Consider the following 11,884-nt stretch of genomic DNA (forward strand, 5'->3'; position numbering starts at 1 on the left):
GGCGGGTGTGGCTGTGATGCGATGGCGCGAGGGATCAGCGTAAGCAACTAATTAATACGCTAAATCAACGCTTTACGCCACATCCGCCAGCCCAAAATTACCGCCTCGCTGAATAAGATGGGCTAATCAAATGTTCTTCGAGTTTTTCAATTGTCTTCGGAAGATTCTGCATTGAGAACCCTCCCTTCGGTTTCATAGATGCTACTAGGTATAGGTACGGCGTACCCTTCTTTTTCTTGTGCATGGCCTTATTATAGTGCGTTGTTTTGTGATCTTTAAAACATTCATGCGTGAAGTCTTGATTGTTGGTCTGGCCGACGTACCAAGGGAGTATTCGCTTTGTCCCTGTCGGCCTGACGCCGAACACGTAGCAGCCTTTCGCTCCTGATAAACCTGGATGCTTAGCGTCGATGCTTTTCCAGAACCTCCCGATCGCATCCTTGTCAGCAATGAGCTTCCCGTCTCTCGGGACTTCGAAAGGACCAAAACTCTGAAATTTGCGCATGCGCCGGCTCTGCTCATGGTAGATAGTCAAAGCGCTAGCGCCGAATCATCGAGATGACAATCGGCGACATCAAGATGCGCGCAATTGTCTGCTCACCACCCTTATGCGGAAGTTCGTGTTTGCAGGCGATTGGGGCTGCAACGGGTCAAACTGAGACATTGGTAGCCGGTCCGCTGAACCTCTGGCCTTGGCGCATCCATGAGATTGGCCGGGGGTCACTTTAGCGCCGCCAGACGCGCCGCGCCGCGCGCCAGTTCCTCGGGCGTCATCTCACGTCCGGTGATCGCCGTGAACAGCGCCGCGACGCCCTCGGCGGTCGGCCGGGCCATGTGGCCCTCGAAGGTCGGTCGAGAGGACCGAGACGATCTCCTCTAGAGGCTGGCCGGCGGCAATCCCGCCCTCTCGCATTCCTGATGAAGTTCTGCCATCTCGTCCGGGCTCAACTCGCGCCCGATCAGCTTCTCGTAAAACTGCCGGATCGACGTTTCGTCCAAGCCCTTCGTAAGAAACAGTTGCGGTTTTGTGCTGTCGGCTGTCGGCCGCTCGACCTTGCCGGGCTCGGCGACTAGGCGCTCACGCATGGCTCTTGCCTTGCTCCACGAGAAAGCGAGGCAGCGGCTCCACGTCCAGCCATGCCGCGCCATCTGCCGGCGCTGCCGATGGGCGTCGGCCATGATCGCGGCGCGGTCGTAAGCGCCGGTGGCGTGAGCAGATCGTCGGGCTTCATGGCGCGCGCCTATTCGTAACATTTCGTAACCGCATCTTTCGCATTCGCTCGGCCGCCGTCATGGCGTGTTCGCCGAGCGGCTTGCGCCCAACTTTGCCGCGTCGGCGCAGCAAGTTTGCCAGAACCCATCAGTCGGGGCAGATTTACCTCGAAACATCAGCCCATCTGGCGAATGCCGGCTTAGACGATTGGCTAAGCGAGGCGTTCGCTTCAGAAGCATTTGCCAAACCGATTATTCAGTCATATCGTTGGCGAAAAATGGGAGTAATTGCCGTGAGTAAAATTTCTGGAGGTTTTCGGGCTTTGGGAAGCACAATGCGAACGATTGCCACAGGCGTCGTAACAGGGCTGATAGTGAAAAACATTCCCGCGTCGCCGACCGATCCCAATGATAGCGAAATCGAGGATGACATTGAGTCTTCCGGTTACGATTCGGACGGCAGTGACGGTTCAAGCGACTCTGACTCGTCGAGCTAACAGCTGCGGCGCATCGTTCAAGGCAACTTTTTTCCGGCCCGACCGTTTATGAAGAGTTTCATAGCCGTCTGAGGAGTATTTTGCATGAGAAGGAACGGATACACCATTGCAGCGGGTATATTGGCATGTGCGATTTCCGCCTTCGCATATGTTTCGCAGGCCGAAGCTGGTTGGCTAAGAAGATTAATTGCGCATGGACGGGCGGTGGAACGTGGAACAGCCAGCAGGGTGAGAAGCGAGATTGTCAACGAGGCCGCGCGTGAGAGCACGCGGCTAGTTATTCGCCGCTCTAGCCGAACGCCGTCTATTGATGAAGAAGATGACATCCAAAGGTAATTGTTCGTAAGAACACCTTGGCAGGCAACGCGCGAGAGCTACGCGGTTCGTGTGGCTCTTGTTGCTTCGGCGCTAATCGCCTTATCCCGGCTCGGCGCTCGGCTTTTTTGGCCGACCAGCGCGCCGACGCAGGTTCCGCGCGCCGCTTCGATGCAGTCACGGACGATGCGGGCGGCGTCAGCCGGACAGAATCGTAGCGCGCGTCCCGCCGGTGCAACGCTGTTCCTGAAGATCGCGCGTCACCCGCAACCCGAAAGTCTCGGCGTCTTCCTGCGGCTCGCGGCTCCAGCAACGCGTCTTGCCGCTGTCCAGCACGGCGATGACATAGACCAATTAAGCGCCGCTGAACCGGCCCCACAACAGCGGCGGATGGCATCCGAGATCGTCTGCCTCGCGCAGGAGAATTTGCCGTTCAATGATGGCGCTCATAGTTTCAGTTACTCTTCACACATCGTTTGGGCTGGGACGCCCGGCGGAAAGATGGGCCGGAACCACCGGGCGTCCCCTCGCGCTGGAACTCCGCCCCATCCAGCCCGGAGATCGCAAAGCGGAACGGGGCGCAAGCCTTTGCGCGGATCGCGCGCCATATTTGCCGGAAGTAAAGGAAGACGAAAACCTTCCGTCGCTCTGGCGCGCTGGGCGCAGCGTGAACACCTCGCTGCGCATTCGCATATTCAATGCGCCTTCAGCGACGTGTCGCCGCCGGCTTTCAATTTTGCGAAGTGCTCGGCGATTCGTCGTGCCGACGGGTGCTGTTCCCAATCGATCAGCAGCCATGGATTTGCGATGAAGCGTTCGATGCTTTTGCGCGACTCGTCATGATCGTCGAGCGCACGGGCAATCGCCATCAGTTCGGCGCGCTTGCTGAGGACTTCATTTTGCGCCGCTTCAGCGTTGCACAGCAGCGCGGCTGCGTTGACCTCCCGTCCCATCACGCGGCGAGCGCAATTGTCAACATGTCGCGCCGCCCAATCGACCGCTTCCCGTCGGGGACGAATGCTCTGCTCGGCCGCAGTGCGGGCTCGTTGCCAAACCTCGGCTTCATGTTTCGCCGCTTCGAGTTTGGCTTTCAGTTCGACAAGCGGACGCTCCAGCGTCGTTGCGTCAATGTCGGCGCTAGCGAGCGAGGTGATGAAAGCGTCGATCGCGGTATCATCGGAATGCTCGATTTCCTCGGCGAGCGTATCGACAAGACGCTCGGCCTCGAAATTTTTGTCACGGGCTTTCTTGGCGGCGCGCACGCTTTCGTCGAGATTGTTTTGCGCCAGCGTTAGCGCCTCGATGGCTTGCGCCAGCGCCTGACGTTCGGGAGTTGATGTTAGTTCGCTCATTGCGGTGATCCTCCTTTTTCATTGTGTGATCGTCTCACGCCGGCTTGATCCGACGCAGTTCGGGGAACCGCGAGAGAACCGAAGTGTGCGGATTGTCGAAAGCGGCGTCTTCGGCGTATATCCTAGCCGCGTCGTTTCGGTTCTTGTTGCTCGCCGGCAGGTCTGTGGTGAGCATACGTGCAACGGCAAGCAGTTCTTGCGCCGACAAGCGGCTCGCCAGAAACGCGAGAAGCTTGTCGATTCTCGCAGCGCTCGCGGCGTCGCTATCAGAGAACGGCAGCGCCGCTGGTGTTGGCGTGGCGCTGTCGTAGGCGTATTGCGGCGGGCTTCGTTCGTGGCCGGCTATTGGGCCGCAGCGATTGAAGCCTCGGCCCGACGGCAGCGTCAATTTGGCATGATTTGTTCCGTGCGGGCTCGGCATTGGGATGGTGTTCATTGTGGTGATCCTTTTCAAACGATCTTCATCTTGCGCATTTCAGGAAAGCGCTTACGCGTATCGAGGTTGACGACTGCCGGCGCTGGCGGCTCTTGCCTTCCGCTGAAACAGTCAGCTTGCTTGATGCGACGGGCTTCAGGGAACCTGTCGAGGAAACTTTCCCTCGGCCTCGGATCATTGCTGAATCTCGCCGGGCCGGCGCGACGCGAGTCATAACCGAGTTTCGGCGCGACAGCGGTTTCGAGAATTTCACGCAACTCTTCGATAGATGCGTCAACAGCAAGCCGCGTGCGAGTTTCGGCGACAATCGCATCGACAATCGCCGGGATGTTTGCTGCGTAATTCTCGGGCGTGACGAGTCGGAACAGCGGCGAGAGATCGACGCTGTGGAAGCCATCGGCGAGTCTCGGCGCGATGTAGTCCATCACAGCGTCGTAGCTGATTTGTCCGATTGGCGTCATGATCGTTTTCCTTTCTTCAGTATGTAATCCGACGTTTCATGTAAGGCGGAATTTCCCCGGCGCGACGCACATAGGCAGGCATCTGACCCGCCAATTCGAGCATCTTGTCGCTAACGACAAATCCGGACCTTTCGCCCAGCGCCAAAGTCAACCCGCCGCAGACGCAACACGCGATATCGTCGTGCGCGCCGGGAGGATGCGAAATTAACTCGCGACCGCCGGGCGACGTTCTGCGCTCCAGCGCAATAAGCTGATATTTGAGCTTGGGATGATCGAGCAACTCGACACGCCCCGCATTGTAAAGCGGAACACAGTCGCGATAGTTGTCCGACGTCGATTGAGTTGCGCTCTCGTACCGAACCCCGTAGGTGCGAAACCTCTCGGCAGGCCACTCGCCAGCGTACCTATCTCCCCTCACCGAATACAATCCATAGGATTTTAACGTCGTGCAAAAGTCGCCGACGACTTGATCCGGTGAGAAGGGCGGATGCGCTACACGGATGCAGTCAACGACGGCGGTGTGTCTTTCACGATGGCAAATCGCCAACGTCATGTCGTCAGACGACCCCCCTGACGGGTCGACCCACGCGACGTAACGCACGCCAGCCAGCGGCGGGATTTCATAGCGGCCGGCAACGATGCAGGCTTCAACAACCTCGGCGGGTAACAGCGCGCTGATGTCGCTACGCCATTCGCCGAGCCATTCGCTTGCCGCCGATTGCGGATCGCGTTCAATGGCGCGATCGATGACTTTTTGCGGCACCGTCGAATTGAAAGCTCTCGTCGGCCCGTTAGCGACAAGGATTGCGGGATCGCCTTTTTCACCATAATGCTTGGCGTACATCGAATGCGCGAAACCGGCTTTGCGATAGGTGCTGCTGATTGTGAAAAGTTGTCCGCGCGTCGTTACGAGACCCGGACGAACCGCATCAATAATTTCGAAATCTGGATTTGCGGAATCTTCGCTGCGGAAAAAACAAATTTCATCACACGCAGCGATCACAAAAGAACCGCCTCTCAATCCTCTAAAATCCGCAGCCTTAACTTCAATTTCGATTCCATTCGCTAATGAGAGTGAAAGCTGCGTTCTGCCGACGATGAGTTTGCGCAAGGCGGGCGACTGTTCGAATATCCCTTCGACGTATCGCAACATGATTTTCGCTTGTTTTTGATCGGCGGCGATGAGCAGCGCGACGCCACGCTCGCCGGGAGAAAGGCGATCGGAATGATCACAAAGCGCGCTGACATAAACGACAAGCGACGCAATTCCAGATGACTTACCACTGCGGCGTCCCGCAAAAACGTGCATTTCATCTACGGGATGTAGAAGTTCGCGTTCGCGGCCGGTCAGCGCTTTGAAATGCGCACGCTCGTTTGGCGTCAATTCTTCCCCAGCGGCCGCTAGAAGAAGCGATCTCATCGGTTCGTGCGTTTCGCCGCCCATCACGTTGCCAAGCAGGCTCGCGTCGGTGAAGGCTTGGCGAAGGGAGACCAAAGGCGTCACGTCAGTTGCCCTCGCCGCAAGGAGCCCAAGAATCCATGGCTCTGGAGACAAGCCAATGCCGGGCGCATCGCAGAACGGCTCGCTTCTGCTGGCGACGCTTCAGCACCTCACGGAGGAGGGGCGATTTCCGCCAATCGCTGCGATGTTCTGGCGATAAGGCGGCGGCGTCGCTTTCAGCCTGCGCGGCGGCGTGGCGAATTTGGGCGAAGACGGCGACGGCGTGACGAAATCCGTCATCACTTAAGCGAAGCACAACGGCGGCTCCGGCGACTTCGTCGTCAGCGTCGATGGGGCGCGGGTTGCTCATTCCGCCGCCTCCTCCTCGACGATGGCGTCGTCGCTGGGCTGCGGCGGCTGCGGGCAGGGCTGTGTGCGCGCGAAGAGGTGAGAAGGCGCTGGGGTAGCTTCAGACTTGCCGGCGGCGTCCTGACGGTGCTGAGCCACGATCTGAGCAAGCGAGGGCGTCACATCACGCGTAGCCCGATCTAGGCCAATCGTCTCAGAGATTCTACGAACGTGGCTCGACGTCCGGGCCAAAAGATCAATGTCGACCTTGCCGCCGTCGGCAAGCGTGACCTCCATCTTCTCGCACTCGACGATCAGCGCCGCGCAGCGCCGGATCAGGCTCAAACGCAGTTCGGTGAGGCTTTCGAGCCCGCCAGCGTCGCCGACCAGCATGGCGACCATGTCACGGTAACGTCGTGCCCAAGGCGATCTGCCATCCGCCGCGATGAATAACGAGCCGACCGTCACGCGCCCGCCCTTCAGACGCGCGTTCGTGACGCGACTCCTAGCCGCTTTCTTCATAAGCCCGTTAGGCGCGCCGTCCGTCGCTGTCATGGCCACTAATATAGGACATTTTTGGTAGCCTACCAATATTTGGTAAATTACCAAACCGGGCGTTCACGACAGCTTTTGAGCGAGCATCCGTTTTACGGCGTTGGCGGCATGACGCTTGCCGGACTTGGCGACGTGGCCTTTCGCTTCAAGTTCGGCCGCGATCTCGCGCAATGAACGTTTGCGGCCGTTGACAGGATAGCGCGCCAGTTTCTTGGCGAGAATGACCATTTCCGGGTTGCTCTCGGCGTAACTCTTGCGGCCCTCGCACTTGCCAGTGGCGGCCCTCTTCCGGTCGCGAGCGCCCTTCAGCTTGTGGACTAGCCGCGCCTTCTCGAATTGACTGAAAGCGCCGGCAATCTGACGCATCATCACTTTGAATGGATCGACCGTGTTCGTCAGATCATCGCCGTTCGAAGCGATCAGCGTGACGCCTCGGCTCTTGAGCGCGAGAATGCCAAGCTCTTGCGGCAGCACGTCGCGCGCGAAGCGGGAGACGTCCTCAATGATCACTGTGCGCACGCCGTTCCCCTCGATACGGTCGAGAAGCGCCGCAAAGCCGGGGCGAGCCTCAATCGCATCTTCGCCGGAAACGGCGGGATCATAGAACTCGTCGACGATCTCAAAACCAGCGCTTTCGGCATAGGCGCGGATCGCCTCGCGCTGACGAAGCGCCGAGTCCTTGTCGCGCCCGACATTGGTCTTTGACGAGGTTCGCAGATAGGCGACAGCTTTCGCCAAATCCTTATTCGCCATAGTGTTTGCCCGCGTTATCGTTACTCAGTCCTGAGGAAACGTAACGATTGAACGGCGCAATGCAAGGGTGGTGCGCACTCGAATGGCTACGAATGCGGGGGGCGAGAATGCGAAGGGGTGAAAAAAAATAAGAAGCGGGCCACTTATGCGTCGCCCTCCTCATAGGCGTCCTTGACGTCAGCCGATCAAGTGCCCCTTGCGAGCCGCCCCCATTAGCCGAACGCCCGATCACCTGCGCCGTGAGAGGCGGCTACGCTGTCACAAAGGGTTTGGCCAGTAATGCGTTGTCCAACCCTCTCGCTCTCGCGCGCACGCGCGCGCGAAAACACCAAAAACATGAGTCCCTTAAACCCTTCCATATTTTTCTAAGGATTCCGAAGAGAGAGAGAGATGAGTCCCTTGGTAAGAAGATGAGTCCCCTGGGGATGTGACTCAAAGAGTTTCAGCCGGGTTCAAGGGACTCATTTTCCGCCCCCCTGTGTGCCTAGAGAAATATCGAAGGGACTCAAGGGACTCGGGTTTTTGTAGCGCCCCGCGCGCGCGCGGGGCGCTCACTCCTCGAAAAATTCCGACATGTCGTCCGGCAACGCCCAATCCCATGCGCCGCTCGCCGCCTTGCGCGATTTGATGCGCATTTCATCCTTGGCGCGTTTGATCGTCGACTTGGTATGGCCGTCGGCCGCCGCCGCTTCGAAGATTTCCGCCGCCAGTCGCGGTCCGTCCCGCAGCATGTCGGACAGGAACGTTTTCGCCGCCGCCAGCGCCGGTCGGCGCTTTTCTTCCGACGTCTCCGCCGTCTCCGCCGCGTCGAGCAACGCCTTCGCCGGTCCGGCGATGCTCTCGCCCCATTTGATGCGCGACGCCGGAAACGCGACGCCATCCGCGTCATGCACAAACGTCTCTTCGATGTCGTAACCGAAGCCGCCGCCGCTCGGACCGATGTTCGACGCGGCGCGCACCAACACGCGCGGCGACTGCCCGTCCTCGACCGTTTGGCGTGTGGCGGTCATCAGCACGACGCGCGGGATGGCGGCGAAAGCAAGCGAGCCTGTGACCCGCTCGACGGGCGTATTGCCCCGCGTTCCCTTGGTCAGGTGATGCACGCCGACTACGGCGCAGTGATGTTTCTTGGCGAAGTCGACAACAGGCTGCAATCCTTGTCGCGTCTCGGCATTCTTGTGGCTGTCCGTGCCCGGCTTCACCGCCGACGCAATCGGATCGAGGATCGTCAGCGCGACGCCGCCGTCGATTTGCGCCACCACAGTCTCGACATTCTCAAGGTCGACGCCGGGATCGAACGGGCGCTTCTTGCCGTTCTCGTCGACTTCCGAGAGGATAAAAATCCGCTTGAGGTCGGCTCCCATCGCCATCAAGCGCGGCACGATTGTGTCATCCTCGCCGTCTTCGCCGCTCCAGATCAGCACATTGCCTTTTTGCGCTTGCGCGCCGTCTGGAAATAAGCCGCCCGTCGAGATGATTGTCGCTATTTGAAATGCGAGAGTCGACTTACCGTCGCCCTTCGTGCCTGCGATGATGTGCATCTTGTCGCGGACGAGGTAATGCTTCCATACCCAGTCGTAGCCCTTCGGTTTGATGTCCGCCGCGCACTTCAACAGAACGCGCTTCCCGCGCGGCTTATCGCTTCTTGGCGCGCGGAAGGCCTTCAGCCAACTGATCAGCAGTTCATCGGGACCGCTGGCCGTTGCGTCGTCATCGTCGTCCAGATCGTCAAAATATTTCGTGACGAGCGCTTCAATTTGCGCCGCGTCGTATGTCACAGCCTTGTTCCAACTGCGGTCGACTTCCTTCCCGAGCCGCCCGTCGTATTTTTGTGCGATGCCGTCAGGATATTTTTCGAACAGCGTCAACACGTCATCCGGCGCGAAGCCGAGGCGATACAGCCGATTGACGACTGATTGAAATGCTTCCGAGCGCTTTCCGACTTCGACGCCTTCGCGAATTGTCTTCATCGTCTTTTCGTCGTCGACGCTTTCGCCGTCTTCGCCTTCGGCGAACGAGCGCCGTGGGTAATCATAGGTTGTGTCGTCTGTCGCATGGGTGACGACGCCGTCGCCTTTTGGCGCAGCGGCGCTCTTTGTTGTCGTTGTCACTTTTGTCAGTGGCGGACGCAGCCGCTCGATTGCCGGATCGATGTTGGCAAGCTGGAGATCGAAGCCCGGAACAGCGTCGCCGGTCATCGTGATGAATCGCGTCGCCTTGCGATAAATCTCCAGCGAATATTCGCCTTGCGACTGTTTCGTATGGACGCGATCGCCATGCCCGTAGCCGATCACGCGCAGGCCACGTCCTGAAGGCGTGACTTCGACATAGGAGGCGCAACCTTCCAACAGCGCTCGCGCCTTCGGGACGATGACGATATCGCCATTGTCGTCGCGCGTGAGGCAGCCGTCCATGTCAAACGCGCAGAAGCGGGTGCCGGTCAGCACGAAGCCAATGCCGTCAAAGCCGCCAGCGCGATACGCGGCGCACGCTTCGGCGTAGCTCGCCCACGTCGCCTTGTCGTTCGTTCGCGCGCGCTCTTTTACGTCCCGCGCCTGATATGGGATTTTCGTCGGCTTGCCGCCGTTCGCCGTCGGCTCATAGCGCCATACCACCCAGTTGCGGAAACTCGTCAGCGGGCGCACCGCCTCGGAAAGGTTGAGGAACGCCGGCGCGACTGGCGCTCCGTTCGCGTGCGACACGGCGCTTGCGCCGGCGTCGAGTTCCTTGCTAGAAGGGAGCTTGCTTTCGGATGCTGCTGACGACTGACGGTGCGCTTTGCCGAGCGCGCCGTTTTCTTTTCGGTCTGACATTGGAAAACCTTCGAAAGTGCGTGTTCATTGTCGAGAGCCTTTTTCCCATTTCACATTTCATCCGTTTCGCAGCGGCTCGTTGGTTTGGCGCGTGTGCGCGCCCGTTTGCGGCGTTCTTCACATGATCATGCCCTCCCGCGCTTCGCAGGACGGCGCGCGTTGACGGCTGACGGCAGATTGGCGGCGTAAGCGCGCAGGTCGTCGTCAAGGACGATCGTCCGTCGGCCGATCTTCTTCGCCTTGAGGCGACCGGCCTTGATCTCCTCGAAAATTTTCGTCTTGCCGATGCCGAGCTTTTGCCCGGCGAGAAGTGCTGAATAGGCGATATCGCCGACGCTGTTATTCATTGCGTAAACCTTCTCCAGGATGCGTGGCCAGCCGCGTGAAGCCGGCGCGTTCCGTCAGAGAAAGTTGGAGATTTTTGAATCCTTGTGAAGACCCCATCTAGCGGGGCTGCTTATTGGGACTGGTCCCAATTAGCGGGGCTGCTCATTGGGACTCTTTTTCAGATACGCGGGAATGTGCCGGCACCAATTTTCGACGTCTTTTTTTTGAATTTTGACGCCCGTCGCAACCGTCACGACGGTCGCCGTAAGTCCTAAATTACGCTTTCCGTAAAGAGAAAACATCGTCGCTGCGACCAGTCGCGTTTTCACGCGCAACGCATCGTCGCCGCGCTCATTGGAGCTGCGTTTGATCACATGCGGATCGTTCGCTGCAAGAGCAGCTTTGCCTTTATATTCGAGACAGTCAGCGACAACGTCGAGCGCCTTCGCTAGATCGAAACTGAGCGGTTGCCCAGCTTCGTCGTAGCCGCGTTGATAGCCTTCGGCATTTCTGATCATTTCGCGACAAAGTTTGGCGGCGTCAAGAAATGGCTGCGCGGGCGCATCGGCTTCAGCGTGCTTAATCAGGTCCGGTTCGCCCGTGAGATCGCCGACGACGCTCACAAAAAACACCGCTGCGGCGCGCTGTTGTGGCGAAAACTTTTGCTCCGCATCCCACGTCGTAGGCAGTCCGGCGTCATTAAAAAGGAGATGCTGGGCGACAGCTTCCTGATCGGCGTTTTGCCGCAGCAAGAACCGCCAAACGGTTTCCATGCGCGCGTCGGTCAGCAGCCGTTCGGCGACGCCGCTGGGCGGCAGATGCCGGGCGGCGTCTGCAATCGACGCGGAAACCCGTGCGGGAACGCCCTTCGCCACCGGGCGTTGTGGCTTCTTTGAAGCGGTCATCGCGAATGCTCCTCTCGGGCGCGGGCGACGGCGTCATCGATGGCGTTGGCCCATGCCGTGAGCGCGTCGAGCATCGGTGCAAGCCGCGTCGATCGATCGTAATGTTTTGCCAGCGTCGAGCCGCCCGCGTGGCCGGCGATGCGCTCGGCGAGCGCCGTGTCGCCCGTAAGTTCGACTATGGCGCTTAGGGCGGTGCGGCGAAGATCGTGGAGGACAGCGCCGTCGATCTTCAAACGACCGCACAGCCGGGAGAAGGCGCGCGACAGGCTTTCGCCGTGCAGATGTTCCGCCCGGCCGCCCTTGGTGCGGGACAGGAAGACGTAGTCGGCTTTCTTGGGCGATAGCGCCCGCAAGATGGCGACGGCTTGCGGCGGCAAGGGTAAGGTGCGCGACGATGCAATGGTCTTGCCTCTGACGATGGTAAGCGTCGGCGGCGCGTCATCAAGCCGGATTGCCGACCATTGCAGCG

General features: G+C 59.3%; 13 protein-coding genes. 1 reads left to right on the top strand and 12 read right to left on the bottom strand.

What is annotated here, in order from left to right:
- Positions 1–876: 876 nt before the first annotated feature.
- Entirely contained in the window at positions 877–1,086 is a 210-nt protein-coding gene (locus QZ964_RS16460) for a hypothetical protein (RefSeq protein WP_292532836.1), read from the bottom strand.
- Between the two features lie 206 nt (positions 1,087–1,292).
- Between QZ964_RS16460 and QZ964_RS16465 the strand changes: the two genes are divergently transcribed.
- Positions 1,293–1,709 (top strand): hypothetical protein, encoded by a 417-nt coding sequence (locus QZ964_RS16465; RefSeq protein ID WP_292532838.1) that lies wholly within the window; start codon positions 1,293–1,295, stop codon positions 1,707–1,709.
- A gap of 513 nt (positions 1,710–2,222) precedes the next feature.
- On the opposite strand, the gene QZ964_RS16470 is transcribed toward QZ964_RS16465, so the two are convergent.
- From QZ964_RS16470 to QZ964_RS16520, 11 genes are all read right to left on the bottom strand, one after another.
- Positions 2,223–2,378 carry a hypothetical protein gene (locus QZ964_RS16470; RefSeq protein ID WP_292532840.1) on the bottom strand — a complete coding sequence of 52 codons (156 nt, stop codon included), beginning with the start codon at positions 2,376–2,378 and terminating at the stop codon, positions 2,223–2,225.
- Between the two features lie 341 nt (positions 2,379–2,719).
- Positions 2,720–3,376 (bottom strand): hypothetical protein, encoded by a 657-nt coding sequence (locus tag QZ964_RS16475; RefSeq protein ID WP_292532841.1) that lies wholly within the window; start codon positions 3,374–3,376, stop codon positions 2,720–2,722.
- Between the two features lie 34 nt (positions 3,377–3,410).
- A complete protein-coding gene (locus tag QZ964_RS16480; protein ID WP_292532842.1) occupies positions 3,411–3,812 on the bottom strand; it encodes a hypothetical protein in 402 nt (133 codons plus the stop codon).
- 14 nt (positions 3,813–3,826) lie between these two features.
- Positions 3,827–4,273 carry a hypothetical protein gene (locus tag QZ964_RS16485; RefSeq protein WP_292532843.1) on the bottom strand — a complete coding sequence of 149 codons (447 nt, stop codon included), beginning with the start codon at positions 4,271–4,273 and terminating at the stop codon, positions 3,827–3,829.
- A gap of 16 nt (positions 4,274–4,289) precedes the next feature.
- A complete protein-coding gene (locus tag QZ964_RS16490; RefSeq protein WP_292532845.1) occupies positions 4,290–5,777 on the bottom strand; it encodes a hypothetical protein in 1,488 nt (495 codons plus the stop codon).
- Between the two features lie 303 nt (positions 5,778–6,080).
- The gene (locus QZ964_RS16495; protein ID WP_292532846.1) at positions 6,081–6,584 is read right to left on the bottom strand and encodes a hypothetical protein; all 504 of its coding nucleotides are present in this window, start codon (positions 6,582–6,584) and stop codon (positions 6,081–6,083) included.
- A 96-nt stretch (positions 6,585–6,680) separates the two neighbouring features.
- Positions 6,681–7,370, bottom strand: a complete 690-nt coding sequence (locus tag QZ964_RS16500) for a recombinase family protein (RefSeq protein WP_292532847.1) — start codon at positions 7,368–7,370, stop codon at positions 6,681–6,683.
- Between the two features lie 551 nt (positions 7,371–7,921).
- Positions 7,922–10,183 carry an AAA family ATPase gene (locus QZ964_RS16505; protein ID WP_292532849.1) on the bottom strand — a complete coding sequence of 754 codons (2,262 nt, stop codon included), beginning with the start codon at positions 10,181–10,183 and terminating at the stop codon, positions 7,922–7,924.
- A gap of 125 nt (positions 10,184–10,308) precedes the next feature.
- Entirely contained in the window at positions 10,309–10,530 is a 222-nt protein-coding gene (locus QZ964_RS16510) for a DNA-binding protein (RefSeq protein ID WP_292532850.1), read from the bottom strand.
- A gap of 129 nt (positions 10,531–10,659) precedes the next feature.
- Positions 10,660–11,415 carry a hypothetical protein gene (locus tag QZ964_RS16515; RefSeq protein WP_292532852.1) on the bottom strand — a complete coding sequence of 252 codons (756 nt, stop codon included), beginning with the start codon at positions 11,413–11,415 and terminating at the stop codon, positions 10,660–10,662.
- The coding region (locus QZ964_RS16520; RefSeq protein ID WP_292532854.1) for a tyrosine-type recombinase/integrase at positions 11,412–11,884 on the bottom strand (473 nt) is incomplete at its 5' end. The genes QZ964_RS16520 and QZ964_RS16515, both read right to left, overlap by 4 nt.

The organism is Methylocystis sp. (assembly GCF_021731785.1).
Taxonomy (GTDB): domain Bacteria; phylum Pseudomonadota; class Alphaproteobacteria; order Rhizobiales; family Beijerinckiaceae; genus Methylocystis.